The 23,985-nt window shown below is 64.4% G+C and carries 21 protein-coding genes; 10 read left to right on the top strand and 11 right to left on the bottom strand.

Features of this window, described 5'->3' with window-relative positions:
- Positions 1–35: 35 nt before the first annotated feature.
- The 3 genes from uvrA to AC0L30_RS16690 all read right to left on the bottom strand — a co-directional run bounded on the left by uvrA (position 36) and on the right by AC0L30_RS16690 (position 4,995).
- The gene (gene uvrA / locus AC0L30_RS16700) at positions 36–3,017 is read right to left on the bottom strand and encodes an excinuclease ABC subunit UvrA (protein WP_473404732.1); all 2,982 of its coding nucleotides are present in this window, start codon (positions 3,015–3,017) and stop codon (positions 36–38) included.
- 278 nt (positions 3,018–3,295) lie between these two features.
- Positions 3,296–3,985: an outer membrane protein gene (locus tag AC0L30_RS16695; RefSeq protein ID WP_473404731.1), complete on the bottom strand. Its 690-nt coding sequence runs from the start codon at positions 3,983–3,985 to the stop codon at positions 3,296–3,298.
- 227 nt (positions 3,986–4,212) lie between these two features.
- On the bottom strand, positions 4,213–4,995 hold the full coding sequence (locus AC0L30_RS16690) for an outer membrane protein (RefSeq protein ID WP_007590725.1): 783 nt from the start codon (positions 4,993–4,995) through the stop codon (positions 4,213–4,215).
- 459 nt (positions 4,996–5,454) lie between these two features.
- Between AC0L30_RS16690 and AC0L30_RS16685 the strand changes: the two genes are divergently transcribed.
- The gene (locus tag AC0L30_RS16685; RefSeq protein ID WP_007590726.1) at positions 5,455–5,952 is read left to right on the top strand and encodes a single-stranded DNA-binding protein; all 498 of its coding nucleotides are present in this window, start codon (positions 5,455–5,457) and stop codon (positions 5,950–5,952) included.
- 372 nt (positions 5,953–6,324) lie between these two features.
- Positions 6,325–9,069: a DNA gyrase subunit A gene (gyrA, locus tag AC0L30_RS16680; RefSeq protein ID WP_007590727.1), complete on the top strand. Its 2,745-nt coding sequence runs from the start codon at positions 6,325–6,327 to the stop codon at positions 9,067–9,069.
- Between the two features lie 137 nt (positions 9,070–9,206).
- On the opposite strand, the gene AC0L30_RS16675 is transcribed toward gyrA, so the two are convergent.
- Together AC0L30_RS16675 and AC0L30_RS16670 are read right to left on the bottom strand one after the other, a co-directional pair.
- Positions 9,207–11,060 carry a potassium transporter Kup gene (locus AC0L30_RS16675; protein ID WP_051058391.1) on the bottom strand — a complete coding sequence of 618 codons (1,854 nt, stop codon included), beginning with the start codon at positions 11,058–11,060 and terminating at the stop codon, positions 9,207–9,209.
- Between the two features lie 199 nt (positions 11,061–11,259).
- On the bottom strand, positions 11,260–11,517 hold the full coding sequence (locus AC0L30_RS16670; RefSeq protein WP_007590731.1) for a hypothetical protein: 258 nt from the start codon (positions 11,515–11,517) through the stop codon (positions 11,260–11,262).
- A gap of 248 nt (positions 11,518–11,765) precedes the next feature.
- Between AC0L30_RS16670 and coaD the strand changes: the two genes are divergently transcribed.
- The 5 genes from coaD (at position 11,766) to queA (ending at position 14,972) form a co-directional block, all read left to right on the top strand.
- Complete coding sequence (gene coaD, locus AC0L30_RS16665) at positions 11,766–12,260, top strand: pantetheine-phosphate adenylyltransferase (protein WP_007590732.1); 495 nt, start codon at positions 11,766–11,768, stop codon at positions 12,258–12,260.
- Between the two features lie 41 nt (positions 12,261–12,301).
- Positions 12,302–12,865 (top strand): peptidylprolyl isomerase, encoded by a 564-nt coding sequence (locus AC0L30_RS16660; RefSeq protein ID WP_007590733.1) that lies wholly within the window; start codon positions 12,302–12,304, stop codon positions 12,863–12,865.
- Positions 12,866–12,873: 8 nt separating this feature from the next.
- The gene (locus AC0L30_RS16655; protein ID WP_007590735.1) at positions 12,874–13,299 is read left to right on the top strand and encodes a hypothetical protein; all 426 of its coding nucleotides are present in this window, start codon (positions 12,874–12,876) and stop codon (positions 13,297–13,299) included.
- Complete coding sequence (locus AC0L30_RS16650; RefSeq protein WP_007590736.1) at positions 13,296–13,760, top strand: peptidylprolyl isomerase; 465 nt, start codon at positions 13,296–13,298, stop codon at positions 13,758–13,760. The genes AC0L30_RS16655 and AC0L30_RS16650 overlap by 4 nt, the downstream gene beginning before the upstream one ends.
- Positions 13,761–13,901: 141 nt before the next feature.
- The gene (gene queA, locus AC0L30_RS16645; RefSeq protein ID WP_007590737.1) at positions 13,902–14,972 is read left to right on the top strand and encodes a tRNA preQ1(34) S-adenosylmethionine ribosyltransferase-isomerase QueA; all 1,071 of its coding nucleotides are present in this window, start codon (positions 13,902–13,904) and stop codon (positions 14,970–14,972) included.
- 96 nt (positions 14,973–15,068) lie between these two features.
- Here queA and AC0L30_RS16640 read toward each other — a convergent pair whose 3' ends face one another.
- The 4 genes from AC0L30_RS16640 to AC0L30_RS16625 form a co-directional block, all read right to left on the bottom strand.
- Positions 15,069–16,106, bottom strand: coding sequence for an aspartate-semialdehyde dehydrogenase (locus AC0L30_RS16640; RefSeq protein WP_035992631.1), 1,038 nt, complete (start codon positions 16,104–16,106; stop codon positions 15,069–15,071).
- Between the two features lie 220 nt (positions 16,107–16,326).
- Entirely contained in the window at positions 16,327–16,929 is a 603-nt protein-coding gene (locus AC0L30_RS16635; protein WP_007590739.1) for a PepSY domain-containing protein, read from the bottom strand.
- A 248-nt stretch (positions 16,930–17,177) separates the two neighbouring features.
- The gene (locus AC0L30_RS16630; protein ID WP_007590740.1) at positions 17,178–17,924 is read right to left on the bottom strand and encodes a TetR/AcrR family transcriptional regulator; all 747 of its coding nucleotides are present in this window, start codon (positions 17,922–17,924) and stop codon (positions 17,178–17,180) included.
- A gap of 134 nt (positions 17,925–18,058) precedes the next feature.
- The gene (locus AC0L30_RS16625; protein ID WP_473404730.1) at positions 18,059–19,243 is read right to left on the bottom strand and encodes a patatin-like phospholipase family protein; all 1,185 of its coding nucleotides are present in this window, start codon (positions 19,241–19,243) and stop codon (positions 18,059–18,061) included.
- A 229-nt stretch (positions 19,244–19,472) separates the two neighbouring features.
- Here AC0L30_RS16625 and tgt point away from each other — a divergent pair, with 229 nt between their 5' ends.
- Positions 19,473–20,621 carry a tRNA guanosine(34) transglycosylase Tgt gene (gene tgt, locus AC0L30_RS16620; protein ID WP_007590745.1) on the top strand — a complete coding sequence of 383 codons (1,149 nt, stop codon included), beginning with the start codon at positions 19,473–19,475 and terminating at the stop codon, positions 20,619–20,621.
- A 33-nt stretch (positions 20,622–20,654) separates the two neighbouring features.
- Here tgt and AC0L30_RS16615 read toward each other — a convergent pair whose 3' ends face one another.
- Positions 20,655–20,873 (bottom strand): hypothetical protein, encoded by a 219-nt coding sequence (locus AC0L30_RS16615; protein ID WP_007590746.1) that lies wholly within the window; start codon positions 20,871–20,873, stop codon positions 20,655–20,657.
- Between the two features lie 223 nt (positions 20,874–21,096).
- Here AC0L30_RS16615 and cysK point away from each other — a divergent pair, with 223 nt between their 5' ends.
- The gene (cysK, locus tag AC0L30_RS16610; protein ID WP_007590747.1) at positions 21,097–22,074 is read left to right on the top strand and encodes a cysteine synthase A; all 978 of its coding nucleotides are present in this window, start codon (positions 21,097–21,099) and stop codon (positions 22,072–22,074) included.
- Positions 22,075–22,077: 3 nt separating this feature from the next.
- Positions 22,078–22,320, top strand: a complete 243-nt coding sequence (locus AC0L30_RS16605) for a BrnA antitoxin family protein (protein ID WP_007590749.1) — start codon at positions 22,078–22,080, stop codon at positions 22,318–22,320.
- A 75-nt stretch (positions 22,321–22,395) separates the two neighbouring features.
- Here AC0L30_RS16605 and AC0L30_RS16600 read toward each other — a convergent pair whose 3' ends face one another.
- Entirely contained in the window at positions 22,396–23,826 is a 1,431-nt protein-coding gene (locus AC0L30_RS16600) for a caspase family protein (protein WP_473404729.1), read from the bottom strand.
- Positions 23,827–23,985: the final 159 nt, after the last annotated feature.

Below are 23,985 nucleotides of genomic sequence, written 5' to 3'. Positions count from 1 at the left end.
TCAGACAATGTGTCGGCACGCTCCCGCTGCGTAACCTACTCCGCCGCCTCGCTCGCCGCGCGTCTCCGCTTCGGCTTCCGCGCCTTCGCCAGCACCGGTGCCAAAAACTTCCCCGTGTAGCTCCGCGGCGCTTTCGCGATGTCTTCCGGGGGGCCCCAGGCGACGATCTCGCCGCCGCCGTCGCCGCCTTCGGGGCCGAGGTCGATGACCCAGTCGGCGGTCTTGATGACTTCGAGATTGTGCTCGATGACGACGACCGTGTTGCCCTGCGCGACCAGCTCGTGCAGCACCTCCAGGAGCTTCTTGACGTCGTGGAAATGCAGGCCGGTGGTCGGCTCGTCCAGGATGTAGAGCGTGCGGCCGGTGGCGCGCTTTGACAGCTCCTTTGCGAGCTTGACGCGCTGGGCTTCGCCGCCCGAGAGCGTCGTGGCCTGCTGGCCGACATGGATGTAGTCGAGGCCGACGCGATGCAGCGTCTGGAAGGTCTCGCGCACCCGCGGGACCGCCTTGAAGAACTCGGCCGCTTCCTCGACGGTCATGTCGAGCACGTCGGCGATGCTCTTGCCCTTGAACAGGACCTCCAGCGTCTCGCGGTTGTAGCGCTTGCCCTTGCAGACGTCGCAGGTGACGTAGACGTCGGGCAAGAAGTGCATCTCGATCTTGATGACGCCGTCGCCCTGGCAGGCCTCGCAGCGGCCGCCCTTGACGTTGAAGGAGAAGCGGCCGGGTTCGTAGCCGCGCGCCTTCGACTCGGGCAGGCCGGCGAACCATTCGCGGATCGGCGTGAAGGCACCGGTATAGGTCGCGGGATTGGAGCGTGGCGTGCGGCCGATCGGCGACTGGTCGATGTCGATGATCTTGTCGATGTGCTCGAGGCCCTCGATGCGGTCGTGCGGCGCGGCGCCCTCGCTGGCGTTGTTCAGCTTGCGGGCGATCGCCTTGTACAGCGTGTCGATCAGCAGCGTCGACTTGCCGCCGCCGGAGACGCCGGTAACGCAGGTGAACAGGCCGAGCGGGATTTCGGCCGTGACGTTCTTGAGGTTATTGCCGCGCGCATTGACCACCTTGATGGTGCGGCGATGGTTCGGCGGGCGCCGCTCCGGCACCTCGACCTCAAGCTCGCCGGTCAGATATTTGCCGGTCAGCGAGTTGGGGTTGCGCATGATCTCGGCGGGCGTGCCTTCGGCGATGATGTTGCCGCCATGCATGCCGGCACCGGGGCCGATGTCGAGCACGTGGTCGGCGAGCAGGATCGCGTCCTCGTCATGCTCGACCACGATCACGGTGTTGCCGAGGTCGCGAAGTCTCTTGAGGGTATCGAGCAGGCGCGCGTTGTCGCGCTGGTGCAAGCCGATCGAGGGCTCGTCCAGCACATAGAGCACACCTGTCAGGCCCGAGCCGATCTGCGAGGCCAGGCGGATGCGCTGGCTCTCGCCGCCGGAGAGCGTGCCGGAGGAGCGGGACAGCGTGAGATAGTTGAGGCCGACGTCGAGCAGGAAGGTGAGGCGCTCGCGGATCTCCTTGAGGATGCGGCCGGCGATCTCGTTCTGCTGGGTGTTCAGCGCCTCCGGCACGGTCTCGAACCATGCGCCGGCGCCCTTCACTGACATCTCGGAGATGTCGCCGATATGCTTGCCGCCGATCTTGACGCAGAGCGCCTCGGGCTTGAGCCGAAAGCCGTGGCACGCCTCGCAGGGCACGTCGTGGAAGTACTTCGCCAGCTCCTCGCGCGCCCACTCGCTCTCGGTCTCGCGATAGCGGCGGTTGATGTTGGTGATGACGCCCTCGAACGGCTTCTTGGTGTCATAGGAACGGACGCCGTCCTCGTAGGAGAACTTGATCTCGTCCTCTCCGGAGCCATGCAGGATCGCGTTCTGCGTCTTCTTGGGCAGATCCTTCCATTTGGTGGTCAGCGTGAACTTGTAATGCTTGCCGAGCGCCGTCAACGTCTGAATGTAATAGGGCGACGAGGACTTGGCCCAGGGCGCGATCGCGCCCTTGCCGATGGCTAGCTCCTTGTCGGGGATGACGAGGTCCTCGTCGACATGCTGCTCGACGCCGAGGCCGCCGCAGGCGGGGCAGGCGCCATAGGGATTGTTGAACGAGAACAGCCGGGGCTCGATCTCGGGGATGGTGAAGCCGGAGACAGGGCAGGCGAACTTTTCCGAGAACAGCATGCGCTCGGGTCCGCTCTTGTCGTGGATCTTAGCCGTCTTCTTTTTCTCTTCCGCGGGTGCTGTTGCAGCCGGCGCGTCCGCGAATTCGATGACGGCAAGACCCTCGGCGAGCTTCAGCGCGGTCTCGAAACTTTCGGCGAGGCGCTGGCCGATGTCGGGGCGCACCACGATGCGGTCGACGACGACGTCGATGTCGTGCGGGAATTTCTTGTCGAGCACAGGGGCTTCCGCGAGCTCGTGGAAGGCGCCGTCGATCTTGACGCGCTGAAAGCCCTTCTTGAGCCATTCGGCGAGCTCTTTGCGGTACTCGCCCTTGCGGCCGCGCACGACCGGCGCGAGCAGATAGAGCCGGGAGCCCTCCGGCAGCGCCAGCACGCGGTCGACCATCTGCGAGACGGTCTGGCTCTCGATCGGCAGGCCGGTGGCGGGCGAATAGGGTACGCCGACGCGCGCCCACAGCAGGCGCATGTAGTCGTAGATTTCGGTCACCGTGCCGACGGTGGAGCGCGGGTTTTTCGATGTCGTCTTCTGCTCGATCGAGATCGCCGGCGACAGGCCGTCGATCTGGTCGACGTCGGGCTTCTGCATCATCTCCAGGAACTGGCGGGCATAGGCCGATAGCGATTCGACGTAGCGGCGCTGGCCCTCGGCATAGATGGTGTCGAACGCGAGGGAGGATTTGCCGGAGCCTGACAGCCCCGTGAACACGACGAGCTTGTCGCGGGGAATTTCGACGTCGACGTTCTTGAGGTTGTGCTCGCGCGCGCCACGGATCGTAATCGCGCGCAGGTGTGCTCCCGCGTTCTGTTGTTGGCGCTTCGCCTTGATCACTTCATCCATCCTGGTGGTCCTCAGGGAATCCAAAAGCGCGCGATCGCGCCAACTTGAAAGGCGCGCATCGCCCGGAACCGGGATCGGCGCCGATGGGTAAGTAAGCGAACGTAGGAAGAACAGGGACGGATTTCCAGTGGCGTTTGCGAATCGTCAACGGATTGTTGGCGCGCTGGCGGCATCTGGCAGGAGCACGGCTTGCGGAACTGCGCGTGACCGGTCCCGTTCAAACAAAAAGGCCGGCGCGAGGCCGGCCTTTCGTAACACGATGGCGTCGATAGCGAAGATCAGTACTTCGCGACGATCGGGCCCCCGAAGTGATAGTTCACGCCGACCTGCACGGTGTGAAACTCGAGCGTGCCGGTGGGCAGGGCGCCCGAGAAGTAGGTCTCGCCGCCGAGGCTGCGAAAGAGGTACTCGCCCTTGACCGACCACTGCGGAGCGAAGAACGCTTCGACGCCCGCACCGACGGTCCAGCCGGAGTGCCACTTGCTGTCGGAAGCGGTCACGCCGAGCGCGCTGATGCTGAGCTTGTTGTCGATCCAGGCGTAACCACCGGTGCCGTAGAACAGGACGTTGTTGACGGCGTAGCCGATGCGGCCGCGCACGGTGCCCATCGCATCGGTCTTCGAGCTGAGGGTGGTGCTGACGAGGCCGAAGCCGGGGACGGCAACGGGGCCGGTGACCGACGCGCTGACGTCCGCCCAGGCGCCATCGGCCTCGACACCGAACACGACGTTGCCGGTCTGCCAGTTGTAGCCGGCAGTACCGCCGACGAAGCCGCCCTTCATCTTCGGGTCGGTCGAGGAATTTTCCCAGGCGCCGCCACCGACGATACCGAGGTAGAAGCCGGTCCAGTTGTAGACCGAAGCCATGGCCACCGGAGCCTTGGTGTAGGGGCGCGCCGCCAGATCAGCGGCCGAAGCCGGGGCAGCGAGTGCGAACAAACAGGCCGAAGCCAACCAAATCTTTTTCATCTTCAGTAATCCCAGTCCCAGTTTCTGTTGTCCCTCCCTGTCCCGGAAGAGCATCGGACGCCGTGGTCCAACTGATATCGTCCATACACCGGTGAAGCCGCAAGTTGTGTCACTGAAAAGCAACAGCGATCGGAAAACGGAACGGCTATTGACCTATTGATATCGCAGAACCGCACAGCAAAAGGCCGGCACGAGGCCGGCCTTCGAAGTGCTCTATTCCAGCGCGATCAGTACTTTGCGATGACCGGACCGCCCCAGCGATAGTTCAAGCGGACGAGGCCCATGTCGACGTCCTGGCGAATCCGGTCGCTGCCGAAAACCGCACCCGCGGGCGTTGTGAAGCCGATCGTGCGATCGCCAAGGAAGATGTGGTCGTATTCAAAGCCCAGCGACCAGTTGGGAGCGAAGCCGAACTCCAGACCGGCCCCGACCGTGCCACCCCAGCGAGTCTCCCGCGCCGAGGCCAGCAGCGCGCCCGCGCCGGGCGTGCCCGCCGCAGCGTAGATGTCGTATTTGTCGCCGACGACGGCGGCGCCGCCCTTCACGTAAAGCAGCACGTTGTTCCAGGCGTAACCGATCTGACCGGTGATGAGCCCGAAAGAGTCGATGCGGGAACGGTTGCGATCACCCGTGACCAGGGCGGTGCCGGGGAAAAGTGTGCTCACGTTGTCGCCCCGGAAGTCGGCCCAGTTGCCTTGGCCTTCGAGGCCGAACACCCAATTGGTGGACTGCCAGCGATAGCCGATCTGGCCACCGACCGTGCCGCCGACCGCGTTATGGCAGCCTTCCCCGACCAAAACGCCGGTCGCGGGCGTGACGAAGTCCCAGCACGTGTGGCTCGAGCCACCGCCGCCGTTGATGCCGATGTAGAAGCCGCTCCAATCGTAGATGGTGGCAATCGCCGGCGCCGGAGCCTTGGTGTAGGGACGCGCGGCAAGATCCGCCGCGCTCGCGGGAGCCGACAGGCCCATCGCCACTGCACTGATTGCACCAATAAGAAGCTTATTCATTGCCAGTCTCCCCAGGTTCGTCCGCTTCTTTCTTCCCCGAAGCGGTTGATCAGGCACGAGGGCCCATATGATTTAAGTCCGAGGAAACCGTAGCTCTGCGGAGCGGCAAAGTCCGTCTCCGAAATGCAACAAGAACGGGGCCGTGCGAGGACCCACAACTTGCTGAATGTTAAGTTCTTTCCTTCGCTTTTGGGAACCTACAAAGGTTCCAATCGACGCGTGCCTTCCCGCAGTACATTGGCCGATCGACGCCACATATTCGATGCGGAAGTTCGCCAAGAACAAATCTGGAACATGCCGGAGGTCGATGCTATATGTGGGGATAACCGGAGGGGCGACGGACTGATCGTCGTCCGCAAGCGTTCGGCGAGCGTATAGGGTCGCCTCAACAGGCACGGTGGAGCGCGGGGAGCGGACCGGCCTTCTTGAATTCAGTGGCATTCGGAGCGGAGAGCGGAGATGGCGGGAAGCGTCAACAAGGTCATTCTGGTTGGAAATCTCGGCAAGGATCCTGAAATCCGCCGCACCCAGGACGGGCGGCCGATCGCCAATCTGAGCGTCGCCACCTCGGAGACCTGGCGCGACAAGGCGACCGGCGAGCGCAAGGAAAAGACCGAGTGGCACCGCGTCGTGATCTTCAATGAAGGGCTCTGCAAGGTCGCCGAACAGTATCTGAAGAAGGGCGCCAAGATTTACGTCGAGGGTGCGCTCCAGACCCGCAAATGGACCGACCAGAGCGGTGTTGAAAAGTACTCGACCGAAGTCGTGCTGCAGGGCTTCAACTCCACCCTGACGATGCTGGACGGCCGTAGTGGCGGCGGGGGAGGCGGCAGCTTCGGCGACGAGCCGGGCGGCGATTTCGGCTCCTCCGGTCCGGTCAGCAGCGCGCCGCGGCGACCCGTTGCCGCCGGCGGCGGTGGCCGCAACAGCGACATGGACGACGACATCCCGTTCTGAGCGATTCCGTTCTGAGAACGAGGCATATCGATGCGGAGGCGCCGGCCGCGTGGGCGGCGCTTCTCATCTCGTGTCAAAAAATCCCACTAATCGGCAGGACGGGCTCGGGATTTCCGGGCCCGCTTCATGTTTGGGGTGAGCTCGGATTGCGGCTTGGCAAACGCGCTGACGGGGCAAGCTCGCCGGTCGGTTTTCCACGTGTTACCGGCGATTTTGCAAGGCCGATGCGGGGGCTGCCCGAGGCACCGCTCGCAAGGGCTTAAGTTGTTGGAAAAATAGGCGGAAAAAGCGCTTCCCAGATCCCCGCGAGGGTGGTTATCAGAGGCTCGATGCGCTATATGATTCCCAGATAAAACCTCATCGGATTTCCCCTTGGCTGACGACGACGACAAGCCCGGCGACCAGCCGGCGCAACCCTCGGATATTCGCCCCGTCTCCATCTTCGAGGAGATGAAGAAGTCCTATCTCGACTACGCCATGAGCGTGATTGTGGCGCGTGCGCTGCCTGACGCCCGGGACGGCCTGAAGCCGGTGCATCGGCGCATCCTGTACTCGATGAACGAGCAGGGGCACACGCCGGACAAGAAGTACGTCAAGTCCGCCCGCGTGGTCGGTGACGTCATCGGTAAATATCATCCGCATGGCGACCAGTCGATCTACGACGCCATGGTCCGGATGGCGCAGGACTTCTCCATGCGCGTGCCGCTGATCGACGGTCAGGGCAATTTCGGCTCGGTCGACGGCGATCCTCCGGCTGCCTATCGTTATACTGAAGCCCGATTGACGAAGGTGGCGCTGGCTCTGCTGGCCGACATCGACAAGGACACGGTCGACTTCCAGCCGAACTACGACAACAACGAGACCGAACCGTCGGTCTTGCCGGCCAAGTTCCCGAACCTGCTCGTCAACGGCGCCGGCGGCATCGCAGTCGGCATGGCGACCAACATCCCGCCGCACAATCTCGGCGAAGTCATCGACGCCTGCGTCGCGCTGATCGACAACCCCGCGCTCACCATCGACGAGCTCATCAACATCGTGCCGGGACCGGATTTCCCGACCGGCGGCGTCATCCTCGGACGGCAGGGCATCCGCGCCGCCTATCACCTCGGGCGCGGCTCGGTCATGATGCGCGGCAAGGTCGCGATCGAGACCATCCGCAAGGAGCGCGAGGCGATCATCATCAGCGAGATTCCCTACCAGGTGAACAAGGCGACGATGGTCGAGCGCATCGCCGAGCTGGTCAAGGAAAAGAAGATCGAAGGCATCGGCGACCTGCGCGACGAATCGGATCGCGACGGCTACCGCGTCGTCATCGAACTGAAGCGCGACGCCGTGCCGGATGTGGTGCTGAATCAGCTCTACAGGTTCACGCCGCTGCAGACGAGCTTCGGCGTCAACATGGTGGCGCTCGACAGCGGCCGTCCGCGGATCATGCATCTGAAGGACCTGCTGGCGATCTTCGTCGACTTCCGCGAGCGCGTCGTCACGCGGCGCACCAAGTTCCTGCTCGCCAAGGCCCGTGATCGCGCCCATATCCTGGTCGGTCTGGCGATCGCGGTCGCCAATATCGACGAGATGATCCGCGTCATCCGGACCTCGCCCGACCCGACCACCGCCCGCGACACCCTGATGTCGCGCGACTGGCCGGCCCGGGACGTCGAGGACATGCTGACGCTGATCGACGATCCGCGCCACCGCATCAGCGAGAACGGTACGATCCGGCTGTCGATGGAGCAGGCGAGGGCCATTCTCGATTTGCGCCTGCAACGCCTCACCGCACTCGGCCGTGACGAAATCCGCGAGGAACTCGACAAGCTCGCCGGCGAAATCGCCGACTATCTCGACATCCTGCGCTCGCGCGACCGCGTGCTTGAAATCATCAAGTCCGAGCTCGCCGAGGTGAAGGCCGAGTTCGCGACCCCGCGCCGCACCGTCATCATCGAGCAGGAAGGCGAGGTCGAGGACGAGGACCTGATCCAGCGCGAGGACATGGTCGTCACCGTCTCGCACGCCGGCTACGTCAAGCGCGTGCCGCTGTCGGCCTACCGTGCCCAGCGCCGCGGCGGCAAGGGCCGCGCCGGCATGCAGACCCGCGACGAGGATTTTGTCAGCCGGCTGTTCGTGGCGTCCACGCATACTCCGATGCTGTTCTTCTCCTCGCGCGGCCAGGTCTACAAGATCAAGGTCTGGCGCCTGCCGATGGCCGCGCCGAACGCGCGCGGCAAGGCGCTGATCAACATCCTGCCGCTGGAGCAGGGCGAGCGCATCACCACCATCATGCCGCTGCCGGAGGACGAGTCCACCTGGGGCAATCTCGACGTGATGTTCGCCACGACAGGCGGCAACGTCCGGCGCAACAAGCTGTCCGACTTCGTCGACGTCCGCCGCTCCGGCATCATCGCGATGAAGCTCGACGACAACGAAGCTATCGTCGACGTGCAGATCTGCACCGAGCACGACGACGTGCTTTTGACCGGCGCCGGCGGCCAGTGCATCCGCTTCCCCGTGACCGACGTGCGCGTGTTCACCGGGCGCACCTCGATGGGCGTGCGCGGCATTGCGCTTGCCGAGGGCGACAAGGTGATTTCGCTAGCGATCCTGCGCCACGTCGAGACGACGTCCGACGAGCGCTCGGCGTATCTGAAGATGCGTCGTGCGGTTGCCGGCGAAGCTGCGGCCGAGGAGCCGGCGGCGGACGCCGAGGCCGAGGAGACCTCCGGCAGCTTCCAGCTGGCTCAGGAGCGCTATGTCGAAATGTCGGCGGCCGAGCAGGTCGTGCTGACCGTCTCCGTCAACGGCTACGGCAAGCGGACCTCGTCCTACGAGTACCGCACCACGGGCCGCGGCGGCAAAGGCATCGTGGCCATGAGCGTCAACAACCGCAACGGCAACCTGGTGGCGTCGTTCCCCGTGGAAGACGCCGATCAAATCATGCTGGTCACCGACAAGGGCCAGCTGATCCGCTGCCCGGTCGAAGGCATCCGCGTGGCCGGCCGCTCAACCCAGGGCGTGATCGTGTTCGACACCGCCGAGGACGAACACGTCGTCTCGGTCGAGCACATCACGGAAGAGGCCGAGAGCGGAAACGGGGCGAATGGGGAGTCGAACGGGGAGTGATGCGTCACCCCTCGTAGCCCGGATGGAGCGCAAGCGAAATCCGGGTTCTTCATTCGAACGGCTGTCCCGGATTGCACTTCCGCCTTCGCTCTCCGAGCTACGGCGGACAAGTCGCTCCATCCGGGCTACGAATTGCGCTAAATCTCCAGCTCCGTGCCGAACTCCACCACCTGCTTGGTCGGCACGCCGAAGAACGCGGCGGAGCGTTCGGCGTTGCGCTGCAGGAAGGCGAACACGGTTTCGCGCCAGACCCACATGCCCGGCACGTCCTCGCGCGGGATGATGGTCTCGCGGCCGACGTAATAGGTGATGTCGGAGAGGTCGATGCCGGGCAGCTTGCCGTGGCGGCAGGCGAAGGTCAGCCCTTCGTAGATCGTCGGGTTCTGCATGAACCCGTAATGCAGAACGACGCGGGTAATGCCGGGAATGATTTCGATCACCTCGATGCGGTCTTCGTCGTCGATGTGAGGAAGCTCCTCGATCAGCACGGTGACCAGGACGATGCGCTCGTGCAGCACGTGGTTGTGCTTGACGAACTGGGTCAGCGCCAGCGGCACGCCGCGCGGCGCCGACGCCAGGAACACGGCGGTGCCGGGCAGCCTGGCGCTGCACTTGTTGACCGCGGTTTCGATCAGATCCTCCTCGGGCTGGCGCAGCTTCGCGCGTGCCGCTTCGACGAGCTTCACGCCGCTGCGCCAGGTCAGCATCAGGAAAGCGACGAAGCCCGCGAGCATCAGCGGAAACCAGCCGCCCTCGAACAGCTTGATCGAATTGGCCGAGAAGAAGATCACGTCGATCACGAAGAAGAAGCCGTTCACGGCCACCACCAGCCACGGCGAATAGCCCCACTGGATCGCGACCAGGGCAGCGAGCAGCGTGGTGATCGCCATCAACAGCGACACCGCGATGCCGTAGGCGCCGGCCAGCGCCTCCGAGCTGCCGAAGCTCAGCACGGCGCCGAGCGTTGCGGCGGCGAGCAGCCAGTTCACCAACGGCACGTAGATCTGGCCGATCGCTGCGCTCGTGGTGTGACGGATCTGCATGCGCGGCAGGAAACCGAGCTGAATCGACTGCTGCGTCAGCGAGAACACGCCCGAGATGATGGCCTGCGAGGCGATCACGGTCGCGACCGCCGAGAACGCGACCAGCGGATAGTGCAGGGCGTCGGGGCAGAGTTGGAAGAACGGATTCTCGATCATGGAGGGGTCGGTGATCAGCAGCGCGGCCTGGCCGAAATAGTTCAGCACCAGCGCGGGCAGGCAGATCGCGAACCAGGCCAGCCGGATCGGCAGGCGGCCGAAATGCCCCATGTCAGCATACATGGCTTCGCCGCCGGTCACCGCGAGGAAGGCGGCCCCCAGGATCGCGAAGGAGACATGAAAATCCTGGTGGATCAGGAAGTCGAACGCATAGAGCGGGCTCAGCGCCGCCAGCACCGCCGGCGCCTTGACGATGCCGTGGATGCCGAGCGCTGCCAGCACGAAGAACCAGGCCAGCATCACCGGTCCGAAGATGCGGCCGATGAAGCCGGTGCCCTGCTTCTGCATCATGAACAGTCCGATCAGGATGACGACGGTCACGGGCACCACCGCCGGCGCGAGCGAGGGTGCGTCGACCTTCAGACCTTCGATGGCTGACAGCACCGAGATCGCCGGCGTGATCGCCCCGTCGCCGTAGAGCAGGGCGGCGCCGACGAGGCCGACGACCAGCAGATGCGCGCGCCAAGTACCGGGTTGGGCGTTGCGGGCATGCAGCAAGGCCAGCAGGGCGACGATGCCGCCTTCGCCGCGGTTGTCAGCGCGCAAAATCAACAGCGCATATTTCAGCGAGATGATCAGCAACAGCGCCCAGAGGATCAACGAGGCAACGCCCAGAACGGCATCGTTCGTCAATGTGCCGCCGTGGGCGGCGGCCTTGGCGGCTTCCTTGAGGGCGTAGAGGGGACTGGTGCCGATATCGCCATAGACCACCCCGAGGGCGCCCATGGTCATTGCAAGCGGCAGTGGATCAGGTTGATGGCCGGAGGCGACTGCAGGCGTACTGGACAATGGCGACCCCTCGATGGGATCGCGGCCGACGGGTCATTCCGGCGGGCGCGAGCATCGGGCAGTCTGCGACGGGACGTCGCAAATATCCATGGGGTTTATCTATGGGATTTGTCGCTACCTGACGCGAAACTGACAGACGCCGCTACGGAGTGCGGTTTGCGGTCACGAGGCGAGCCTCGCGGATGTCGGCTTTGGTGCCGGCCTGGCGAAGGCAGGACGCCTCGAAATTCGGCCAGGCCTGCTGCGAGCAGTCCTTGCCGATGGTGCGGATGTCGAGCCGGTCGCTCTTGGCGAGCGGTTGCGGCACGCTCGCTTCGACGGTGGGGGCGAAGCCGGGCAGGAGGGTGAGAGCGGCAGCAACACACCCAGAGATGGCGATCGCCGAAAGAGCTTTGATCATGACAGTCCCCTGTGATGCGGCCGCTACGCCCAGTGTGCGGCCCGTCGTTCGTTGGCCGGATTAGTAACCATGGCCAGTTTCCGGACGTCTTCGCGAACCCGGGAAATGGTTTCGTTCGCGCTCCGTTTTGTTTCGTGGCCGCCCTCAGGACGAAACAATTCGGCCCATTCCGACACGGTTTTGCGGAAAAACCGCCAGGGAACCTGACCGGCTTGCCGGGCCGGGCCGGGCGCGGTAGGACGTTGGCCATGCCGCGCATTGCCTTCTATCCAGGTTCCTTCGACCCCATCACCAACGGCCATCTGGACGTGGTCCGGCACAGCGTGTCGCTGTGCGACAGGCTCGTTGTGGCGATCGGGGTGCATCCCGGCAAGAAGCCGCTGTTCTCGACCGAGGAGCGGTTGAAGATGCTCCATGACGTCTGCGGGCCGGTGGCGGCCCAGGCCGGCTGCGTGCTCGAAGCGGTGACGTTTGACGATCTGTCGGTGACATCGGCGCGCAAGTACGGTGCGACGATCATGATTCGGGGCCTGCGCGACGGCACCGATCTCGACTACGAGATGCAGCTCGCCGGCATGAACGAGGCCATGGCGCCCGAGGTGCATACGGTCTTCCTGCCGGCTTCTCCCATGGTCCGCCCGATCACCGCCACTTTGGTGCGCCAGATCGCTGCCATGGGCGGGGACGTCTCGGCCTTCGTCCCGCCGCTGGTTGCGGCCCAGCTCAAGGCAAAATTCGCCTGATAACGGCGCGTTTCCTTTCTCATCTCTGATCCGGAGTTATCATGATCCGAATTCTCGCAGTTCTTGCCGCGGTTCTGTTCGCGGTGCCGGCCTTCGCGCAAGCCTTGCCGGCCGGCCTCGACAAGGCCAACGCCATCGTCATCGACTCCACCAAGGGCCGCATCGTCATCAAGCTCAGGCCGGACCTCGCGCCCCAGCACGCCGAACGCATCAAACAGCTCGCGCGCGAGGGCTATTACAACAATGTGCCGTTCCACCGCGTCATGGACGGCTTCATGGCGCAGACCGGCGACGGTCAGAACTTCAACGGCACCGGCGGCTCGAAATATCCGAACCTGAAGCAGGAATTCTCCAAGGTGCATTTTGCGCGTGGCATCGTCGGCATGGCCCGGCGCGGCGACAGCGTCGACACCGCCAATTCGCAGTTCTTCATCATGTTCGCCGACGGCGGCAGCCTCGACAACCAGTACACCGTGATCGGCGAGGTCGTGCAGGGCATGGACGTCGTCGACAAGCTGAAGAAGGCGCCTCCCGGATCAAGCGGCGGCACCGTCACCGATCCCGACAAGATGGTGAAGGTGCAGGTCGCTTCCGACATCAAGTAGGAGAGGCGATGGCGCGCGCCTGTGGCAAGCTCCTGCTGGTTGCCGCGGTGCTGCTGCTCGGCGTCCCCGGCGCAATCGCCGAGGACGCACAGGTCAACACCATCCAGGACATCTTCCGGCATCTGCGCACCTGCTGGAAGCCGCCGCCCGCCGCCAAGGCCCGCCCGATCGACATCACCGTCGTCGTGAGCTTTAACCGGGCTGGAAACATTCTGGGCCACCCGAGGATTACCTATGAATCCGCCGAGGCTTCCGACGAGGACCGGCTGCAATACCGGGTCGCGGTGATGGAGGCATTGCAACGTTGCACGCCGATGCCATTTACCGATGCGATGGCCGGCGCCGCTGCAGGGCGTCCATTCGCGATCCAGTTTCGCAACCGCAAATCTTCACCTGACAGGACTTCACCCCCAACCCAAGAGAGACGAGCATGAGCGCCACCGAAAACACACTGATCCTCGAGACCACCCAGGGCCCCGTTACCATCGAGATGCGGCCTGATCTGGCGCCCGGCCACGTCGCGCGCATCAAGGAGCTCGTGCGCGAGGGCTTCTACGACGGCATCGTGTTCCATCGCGTGATCGACGGCTTCATGGCGCAGACCGGCTGCCCGCAGGGCACCGGCACCGGCGGCTCCGGCAAGAAGCTGAAGGCCGAGTTCAACAAGGAGCCGCATGTGCGCGGCACCACCTCGATGGCGCGCGCCGCCAGCCCGGATTCCGGCGATAGCCAGTTCTTTATCGTGTTCGACGACGCCCGCTTCCTCGACAACCAGTACACGGTGTGGGGCAAGGTTACCGAGGGCATGGAGAACGTCGACAAGATCAAGCGCGGCGAACCCGTGCAGAACCCCGACAAGATCGTCAAGGCGCGGATGGCGGCTGACGCGGAGTAGGCGTTTCTCCTCATGGTGAGGAGGCGCGTAGCGCCGTCTCGAACCATGAAGGCCGAGCTGCAGCAGCAGGGCCTTCATCCTTCGAGATGCGCGTTCCGCGCTCCTCAGGATGAGGAGTGACTGTACGGCCGTGAGCCCGAGATGCGCACCGATCTCTTCGATTTCGACCTGCCCGCCGAGCGCATCGCATTGCGCCCGGCGAGCCCGCGCGACTCCGCGAAGATGCTGGTCGTCGATCCCGGCACGCTCCGCGACCAGGTCATCGCCGATCTGCCGCAATGGCTGAAGCCGGGCGACCAGCTCGTCGTCAACGACACCAAGGTGATCGCGGCGCAATTGAAGGGCCGTCGCATCGGCCGCGAGACCGAGCCGAAGATCGAGGCGACGCTGATCAAGCGCCTCGACGGCTCGCGCTGGCAGGCGCTGGTGAAGCCCGCCAAGAAACTCGCAGCCGGCGACCGCATCCGCTTCGGCAATGAGGGCAAGGTCTGCCTGCTTGGCCATCTCGACGCCGAGGTCGAGGCCAAGGGCGCGGAAGGCGAGGTGACGCTGTCATTTTCGTTCCACGGTCCGACGCTGGATCAGGCCATCGCCGATCTCGGCAGCCCGCCGCTGCCACCCTACATCGCCTCGAAACGCACGCCCGACGATCAGGATCTCGCCGACTACCAGACCATGTTCGCGGCGAACGAAGGCGCCGTTGCCGCGCCGACAGCCGGCCTGCATTTCACGCCCGCGCTGGAGCAGGCGCTGCACGCGCGCGGCGTCGGCATCAACCGCGTCACGCTGCATGTCGGGGCAGGGACCTTCCTGCCGGTGAAAGTGGACGACACCGAAGGCCACAAGATGCACGCCGAGTGGGGCACGCTCTCGGCCGAGACGGCGGAGCGGCTCAACACCGCGCGCAAGACCGGCGGCCGCATCATCGCGGTTGGCACCACGTCGTTGCGCCTGCTCGAAAGCGCAGCCAGCGAGGACGGCACCCTTGAGCCGTTCGCCGCCGAGACGTCGATCTTCATCACCCCGGGCTATCGCTTCCGCGCCGTCGATGTTCTGCTGACCAATTTCCATTTGCCGAAGTCGACACTGTTCATGCTGGTGTCGGCGTTCTCCGGGCTCGATGCGATGCGGCAGGCCTATGCGCATGCGATCGCGACCGGCTATCGGTTCTATTCCTATGGCGATGCGTGTTTGTTGTTTCGGGCGCCGTAGGGTGGGTTAGCCGTAAGGCGTAACCCACCGCTTCTGTTTACGCGGTAGAGACAGTGGTGGGTTACGCTGTCTCTAACCCACCCTACGCACCTCCCGTTACGCCATCACCCGCTGCGGCAAGAGCTCCGCGATCTGCACTGCATTGAGCGCAGCGCCCTTGAGCAACTGGTCCGCTGCCACGAACATCGAGATCGAATGCCCGGAGGGGTCGCTGAGGTCCTTGCGGATGCGGCCGACCAGGACGTCGTCCTGGCCCGTGGCGTCGATCGGCATCGGGAAGTAGTTCTTGGCACGGTCGTCGACGACCTTGACGCCGGGCGCTCGCGCCATGATGGCACGGACCTGATCCTCGCTGATCGGCTTCTCGCATTCGAAGGTGATGGCTTCGCAATGAGCCCGCAGCACCGGCACACGGACGCAGGTGACGCCGATCGCGATCTTGTCGTCCTCGAAGATCTTGCGGGTTTCGTTGATGACCTTGGTCTCTTCGTCGTTGTAGCCGGTGTCGGGGTCGATCGCCGTGTTGTGGTTGAAGAGGTTGAAGGCGTAGGGATGCGGCATCACTTTCGGCGTATAAACCTGGCCGTTGAGGTTGGCGCGGGTGGACTCGACCAGCTCGTCCATGGCGGCGGCGCCGGCGCCGGAGGCGGCCTGGTAGGTCGAGATGATCACGCGCCTGATGCGGTTGGTCTGGTGGATCGGCCATAGCGGCACCAGCGCCGTGATGGCGGCGCAGTTCGGGTTGGCGATGATGCCCTTGTGGTCGCGGATGCGGTTCGCATTGATCTCGGGGATTACCAGCGGCACGTTCGGGTCCATCCGGAAGGCGGAGGAGTTGTCGACGACGACGGCCCCCGCCTTGACGGCGATCGGCGCGTACTTCTTGGAGATGCTGCCGCCGGCGGAGAACAGGGCGATGTCGACGCCTTCGAAGGCGCGTTCGGTCAGCTCCTCGATGACGACGTCTTGCCCGCGGAACGACACCGTCTTGCCGGCCGAGCGGGCGCTGGCGAGCGCCTTGAGCTTGCCGACGCGAAAGCCGCGCTTGTCCATGGTGGCAATGAATTCGGCGCCCACCGCACCGGTGACGCCGACAATCGCGACGACGGGATCGTTACTCACTGTGTCCTCCATTGATTTGAGAATTCAGACAACAAAAAAGCCCCGGACCAACGAGGGCGGGGCTTCGGTAGAGTGGATTGCGTTCTAGTCGACGACTACACGCGCACGCCTCCCCGGGCCCCGAAGGCCGTGGTGGTTTTCGTCGTGCGTTTGGTGGTCGTGAACATGGCGGGAGCTTATGCGGGAGAGTTTTGCGCCCGTCAATGGCTTTTCGGCGGGATTGGGGCTGCCGCTATTTAGTCCGGGCGCCCGGCGGTTCGAGGATGACCTCCTTGAGGTTGTCGCCACTGATGACGACGATCGCGAAATTCAGCCGGCCGCGTTCGCGCACCAGCCCGCCGCTGATCGCCTTGCCTGAGGCCGCGCGTTCGGCGACGTGCACGGCATCCGCAAGCCGATGCTTGATGGCACCGAGCGCTGCGAGGTTGCTGCGGTCGTCGAGGTCGAGCTCGGCGAGAGGGAGGGCGGCTTCGCCGCCGACGAGCTCACCAGTCGCCGCATTGATGGTGTGGCGCCAGATCCGGTCGTTGTGCAGGGTCTTCACCCGGTAGACCGGCACACCGGAGGCTCCGTCGAAACTCACATCCGCCGTGGTGGCACCGGCGTGGCGGGCTTCCGCAATCGCCATGGCCTGGTTGATCGAGATCGACGAGCTGCGGAAGCGCTCGATCTCGCGACTGACCGCTTGGCGGTCGGCCTCAGCGTCACCATCTGTGTCGCTGTGAAGGGCGGTCGGCGTGCCCGTGCTCACGATCGCCCGCACCGGCGCCGCGAGGAGGAGTGCGGACAGGGCGATCGCGAGCAATCCCGAGATACGTCGTTTGGCTGTCGTCATGCTCGAAACCCTCGGCCAGCGAGTGTGCCGGATGATCGTAAAGAATTTGCGGCCGACCTTGGGCATCGGTCGGCCGCTGAGCGTCGTGACGGGCTGTACCGCCGCGGCGATCGAGGCGGTGCGGACCTCTTGGGGCTGGTGAAAAAGCGATCCGCATCGCCCTATAACTAAACCATACCGTATCGTTTTGTTTTGGTCAACGGCGCGGGCGCGGGATTCACTGGAAAGATCGCAATCTCACGGAATTGTCAGCGGGATGGGCGCCGCCGCCGCGTGGTCTTGGCGGCGTCCTGGAGGCGGTCCGGGGGGCCAAGCGCTCCGGCCAGGAACAGCTTGATGGCAACCCGCATACGCTTTTCGGCGTCTTTCAGCTCGAGCGTCGTTCCGAAGGTCGCCATGCGGTGGGTGTGTCCCACGACGACATCGAGAAACACCTCGGCTGCGATCGTGGTGTCTTCCATGTTGAGTGCGCCTTGCGCCACCAGATGGTCGAAGAAGCGTGCCGTGGTGGCGACGGCCTTGAGCCAGCCTTCCTCCTTGCCGAGCTTGGCGATCTCGGGGAAGTTGATGGCCTGCGACGTCATCATGCGGCTGAAGGCGACGGCATCGGGACCGCAGGTGAATGTCAGCATCTCGCGCCCGATCTCGACCAGCCGCTGTTCGACCGAGATATCCGAGGCGCTGCCGAGCTGCGTCTCGGCGGCCGCGGATAGCGGTGCAAGCCATCGCGCGATCTCGCGCCGCAGCACGGCGGCGAACAATCCGCGCTTGTCGCCGTAACGGGCATAGACGGTGGGCTTGCTCACTCGCGCGGCTTCAGCGACTGCATCGAGCGAGGTCGCGTCAAAGCCGCGATCCAGGAACAGGCGGGTGGCGACCTCGATCAGCCGCTGATCGCGCTCGATCGCGGCGCTCTTCGTCGGCCGGCCGCCGCGCGATTTCGGCACCTCGCGCCGCTGAGCTGCCGGTCTTGTCCTGGTCGCAGTCAATCCCATGCCCAATGATTCCTGCGCGGTCGTGACATCCGTGATTGCTCTATAACGCGCAGCAACGGGTGCGTCATGGCTAATCTGGCCGAATGGGCCTCATCGTCAACCGTCCCGGCACGGCCCCGTTCCTCGGCGAGCGCTCACGGAAGCGTCGAAGTCCAGGCTTGGCCAGACGCCGCCTTCTCATATCCGTACTGATACAGCGCCCGCATATAGGCGGTGTCGAACCCTTCCGAGGGAGCCGCCGGATAGTCGCGCGCGATGTAGGAGAGATGGAAGCCCAGGCGGTTGCGCCTGGCAAAATCATAAGTCGAGAAGATGATCGAACGGGTCTGCGACTGGGTGATCGACGACAGGCTGCGTGAGGCGACGTCGATGGTGCTGTTGGAGACAAGCTCGAAATTGCGTTCGATCTTCTTGTTGACGAGGATGTAGATGTCCAGCTTCGCAGGGCCGGGAAGGCGACTGCCCTGGAACAGCAGGGCTTCCGGCAGCGTCAGCACCGGGGCGGTCACGCCGCCGTCGACATGCATCTCCTGAAACCTGCGGCCCTCGCCTTCGGCGTCGATCATGATCGGCGGAAACACCAGGGGGATGCTGGCGGAGGCCGCCATCACGTCGCGAAACAGCTTGAGCGCCTCGGGCGTGCCGACCGCGGCGATCTTGCCCATGTCCCAGATCGCGGTCCGCTGGGTGTCGAGATCGGTGGTCACCACCAGCAGCCTTCGGCCCTTGGCGTTTTCACGGGCGACCTGCGCCATGATCTCGGGCCCGACATAGCGGGCGACGAGCTCGCGCAGCCGCGTGTTGCCGAACAGGCCGGATCCGAACAGCACGCGCATGATGCTGGGATCGCTCAACAGGCTCTCCGCGACACCGCTGGTGTAGACCTCCTTCAGAGTGTCGTCATATCGCGAGCCGAGAAACGCAAAGGGCGCGATCAGGCCGCCGGTGCTCACGCCCGAGACGACCGAGAAGGTGGGACGGGTTCTGGCCGCGGTCCAGCCGTTCAGCACGCCGACACCATAGGCGCCATCGGCACCGCCGCCTGACAGCGCCAGGTAGGACTTGGTCGCGGTGCTGGTGTCCTTCTCGAAGCTGAATTTCGTGATGGGTTCGTCGGCGTAGCGCCGGAGGCCGTCGATATCGAGCACGCGCGACGTGCTAGCTTCGGTGGCCGTATAGGGCGTGCGGGGCAGGGAGGTGCAGGCGCCGAGCGCCAGGCTGCACGTCAGGACCAGCAATCCGAACAGGCGGGCGCCGGTCTGCCTTGTCCAGCCATGCGAACGGGCGGACGGCTCAGTCGAACTTGAAGGGAAGGGCATTGGCGGTGGCTGGCGATCACGTGTCTACCGCCGCCGGCAACATCGCCGCGGCATCTCGTCCAACCCCCAAAGTAAAACTACACTGTATCGTTTTGTTTAACAAGCGCCGACGCCGCACAATTCCGTGTCCCCAATATTGGTGTCCGTTGTCCCAGTCTGATGCATAAGCCGGCCGAGGCATCGCCTGAGCGGGTTGATCGGCCTGCTCCGACACGCAATAAGCACCGTCATGAATCGTCCTGACACCGGTCTGCCCAATCATTTCGAACTGCTCGCCACCGATGGCGCCGCGCGCACCGGGCGCCTGACTACGCCGCACGGCGTGGTGCGCACGCCCGCCTTCATGCCGGTCGGTACCGCTGGCGCGATGAAGGGCATGCACTGGCGCGAGGTGCGTGAGGCCGGTGCCGACATCGTGCTCGGCAACACTTATCATCTGATGCTGCGTCCCGGTGCCGAGCGGATCGCGGCACTTGGTGGCCTGCAGACATTCACCGGCTGGAACGGGCCGATGCTGACGGATTCCGGCGGCTTCCAGGTGATGTCGCTGGCGGATCTGCGCAAGGTCAGCGAGCAGGCCGTGACCTTCCGTTCGCATATCGACGGCGCCAAGGTCGAGCTGTCGCCGGAGCGCTCGATCGAGGTGCAGCGTTTGCTCGGCTCCGACATCGCCATGCAGATGGACGAATGCGTGCGACTGCCCGCCGAGCGCGCCGACATCGACCGCGCGATGCAATTGTCGCTGCGCTGGGCCGAGCGAAGCAAGCGCGCCTTCGAGAGCGCGCCCGAGGGCTACATGCTGTTCGGCATCGTGCAGGGCGGCGACATACCCCAGCTTCGTCATGCCAGCGCCCAAGGCCTCGTCGAGATCGGTTTCCATGGTTATGCCATTGGCGGTCTCGCCGTCGGCGAGCCGCAGGCCGTGATGCTGGCGATGATCGACGAGACAGCGCCGCTGCTGCCGAAAGAGCGGCCGCGCTATTTGATGGGCGTCGGCACACCCGACGACATCCTCGAGGCAGTCAAGCGCGGCATCGACATGTTTGATTGCGTGATGCCGACGCGCAATGGCCGTCATGGCGTTGCCTTCACACGCTTTGGCCAGGTGAATTTGCGCAACGCGCGCCACGCCGACGATCCCCGTCCGCTCGACGAAGAGAGCTCCTGGCCGTCGGCGCGCAGCTACGTGCGCGCCTATTTGCATCATCTCGTCAAGGCGGGCGAGACGCTGGGCGCGATGCTGCTGTCCGAGATCAATATCGCTTACTACCAGTTCCTGATGCAGGGCATCAGGGACGCGGTCGCACAGGGCACGTTCGAGGAGTTCTATCGGCGTACGCGCGATGACTGGGCGAGGGGCGATATCGCCCCGCGCTAGGTCAATTGCGCAAGGTCGGATGCAGAGGAAACGTCAGTTGCAGAGAATGCGCTGCTTGACGGCGTGCTTGGTCACGAAGCCGTAGCCGCAATTGTCGCAGGTCCAGAGATAGCTGATCAGGTGTTCCGACACATACGCAGAACCTTCGGCGGCGACCATGGAGTCGGCGCAGACGGGACAGGTGGGCAACTCACTGCACCGCGGAGCGCGGTTCGATGCGACGGTCGACAACACTTCAGCGACTGCTGACATCGTGGTGACCTCTCTGCTTTGAGACCTAAGTCTAACATAAGCAGAATCAGTTGACGAGGTCGCAACACAAATGCGCTGGTTTTCTGATAATTACTGCTCACGTGATTTTGCGATGCAGCGTACTTAACATGTGCCGCAATGTCGCTTGCGTGTCGCCGCAGGCTGTCTCTAACTGCGCAAGAGCTGCAACAGAAGCACAAATCGTCGCCACAGGGAGTTCATCATGGACGCATCGTCCACCACGGGTGCAGCGCACCAACCCGGCCGCGGCCGGATCTATGACTCGATCGTCGATGCTTTTGGCGACACGCCGATCGTGCGCTTGCGCCAGTTACCGGCCATGCACGGCGTGAACGCGACCATTTTGGCAAAGCTTGAATATTTCAATCCCGCCGCAAGCGTGAAGGATCGCATCGGCGCGGCCATGATCATCGCGATGGAGAAGGCCGGCATCGTCAAGCCCGACACCGTGCTGATCGAACCCACCTCCGGCAATACCGGAATCGCGCTGGCCTTCGTCGCGGCGTCGCGCGGTTATAGGCTCAAGCTGGTCATGCCGGAGTCGATGTCGATCGAACGGCGCAAGATGCTGGCCTTTCTGGGCGCGGAACTGGTGCTGACACCCGCCGCGCAAGGCATGAAGGGCGCGATTGCGACAGCCGAAGAGCTGTTGAAGACGACGCCGAATTCGGTGATGCCGCAGCAGTTCAAGAATCTCGCCAATCCCGAGGTGCACCGCCGCACCACCGCGGAGGAGATCTGGAACGACACCGGCGGCAACATCGACTTCTTCGTCGCCGGCGTCGGCACCGGCGGCACCATCACCGGCGTCGGCCAGGTGCTGAAGCCGCGCAGGCCCTCGCTGCGCGTGATCGCGGTCGAGCCGGAGGAGAGCCCGGTGCTGTCGGGCGGCCAGCACACGCCACACAAGATCCAGGGCATCGGTGCGGGCTTCGTCCCTGACATCCTCGACCGCTCGGTGATCGACGAGATCGTGAAGATCAACTCGACGACGGCGATCGAGACCTCGCGGGCGCTGGCGCGGCATGAGGGCATTCCGGGCGGCATCTCCTCGGGCGCCGCGATCGCCGCGGCCCTCGAGATCGGCAGGCGGCCGGAAGCTGCGGGAAAGACCATCCTGGCTATAGTGCCGTCCTTCTCCGAGCGGTATCTTTCGACGGCTCTGTTTGAAGGAATCTAGGACATGGCGGATCAACCACCGAGGCGGCCGCGGACGTTGGGCGACGCCAGGACGGAGGCCGAGGCGGCGTTCAAGAAGGTGACGGCGAAGATCGCCGCAGCACCGCCAAAACAGAACGTGGCGCCGGGGGTCAAGGAGCAGGTCACGCTGCGCATCGACCAGGACGTGCTGGAGCATTTCCAGGCCGGCGGTCCCGGCTGGCAGGACCGCATCAACGAGGCCCTGCGAAAGGCCGCGGGGAAGTAGGCACCAAAGGCTGAGGGACTCGCAACGAAAAAGCCCGGCGCGAGCCGGGCTTTTGTATCTGCGATTGGCGTCGCCTCAGCGGCGGAACATGCCGCCCATCATGCCGCCGACGACACCGCCGACGAAGGCTGCTCCGGCAGGATCGCCGCCGCTGCTGCGATGGGGAGCCGGTGCGGGCGCGCTGCTGGCCGCGGGGGCGGCGGCCCGGCGGGCTGCCTTCTGGCTGTTGTCGCTCGCGGTCGGCGGGCCGGCCACAACCTCCGAAAGCAGAGCCTTGTGCTGGAGTTTGTTCAGGTAACCCGACGCGGGATAGCCGCGCGCCGCCTGCCACCGCTTGAGCACCGACCGGGTCTCCTCGCTGAACACGCCTGTCTGTTTGTTGTCGAAGCCGAGCCCGCCGAGGCGACGCTGAACGTCGCGGCGCAGGTTCTTGTCGAGGCCGATCTGGTCCTCGGTAAGCTGGGTGGCCTCATCGGTGAAGGTCGCGGGATCGACGCCAGCGGTGAGGGTACGCGTCGCGGTCGAGGGGCCGCTCTTGATGGCCGCGAGGCGTGCCAGCGTCAGCGCCTTGAACTGACCGTTGGGGTAGGCGGAGAGGTAGGCGTTGAGCTCTTCCGGCTTGTTGCTCTCCTTCACCGAGCGCCAGTATTCGAGCTCGATGCCGTCCGAGCTGCCGCCGGTCGCCATTGGCGCGCTGCCAGCAGCCGTCGGTGCGGCATTGGCGACCTGGGTCGTCGGAGCCTGGTTGAGATAGACCGCGCCGGTCAAATTGGTGTGGCCCCAGGGCAGCTGACCCTTGTGGGTCTCCTCGTTGACCTGGGCGCGGACCGACGTCATCGCCTGCTGGATCTCGACACCGGGCTTGGTGATGTTGTCGATCAGCGCACGGGTGAACGGGCTGTTGTTGCCCTCCTGGCCGTCGAGCGCGGTCTGGCCCGGGCCGGTGGCGAACGCGATTAGCGTGCCTTCGCCGGACTTCATCTCGGCAAGACCGCTCTGCACGTTGACGCTGCGGGTCGCGGAGTTCGACTTGATCTTGGCGGCGAACGGATTGTCGCGGCAGGCGTCAAGGAAGACCAGCTTGACCTTGGCGTCGCCCATGGTCTGCTCGAGCGTCAGATCGATGTTGATGGCAGCACCGAGCTTGACGTCCATCTCCGACTTGATGTCGGCATCGACAGGCAGAAGATAGTTGGAGCCGCCGACCGCGATGCCGTGACCGGCATAATAGAACACTGCGACATCGGAGCCCTGCGCCTTGCGGCCGAAGTCCAGCAGCTTCTCCGTCATCTGATCGCGCGAGAGGTTCGAACCTTCGATCACCTCGAAGCCGACATTGCGCAGCGTTGCCGCCATCGCCTTGGCGTCGATCGGCGGGTTCGGCAATTGTGCGACGTTCTTGTAGGTGCCGTTGCCGACGACGAAAGCCACACGGCGGTCGGCCTTCGCGGCACTGACCGACAGTGCCATGCACATCAGCGACGCGAGGAGGGTGAGAGTGCGCATCTGAAATCCCCAACAGAATCGAATTGCAGGCAGCAACAAATTGGCAACGAACTTACACGAATTGCCCGACTTGGCGCCACCAAGACTTGGCACCACCAAGACTTGGCACCACCAAACGGCAGTTCGTCGCGTTCAACCCGCTGCTGTGTGGCAGAATGT

The sequence above is a fragment of the Bradyrhizobium sp. MI1.11 genome, assembly GCF_055811255.1.
This window is presented reverse-complemented; position numbering and strand designations above follow the sequence as displayed.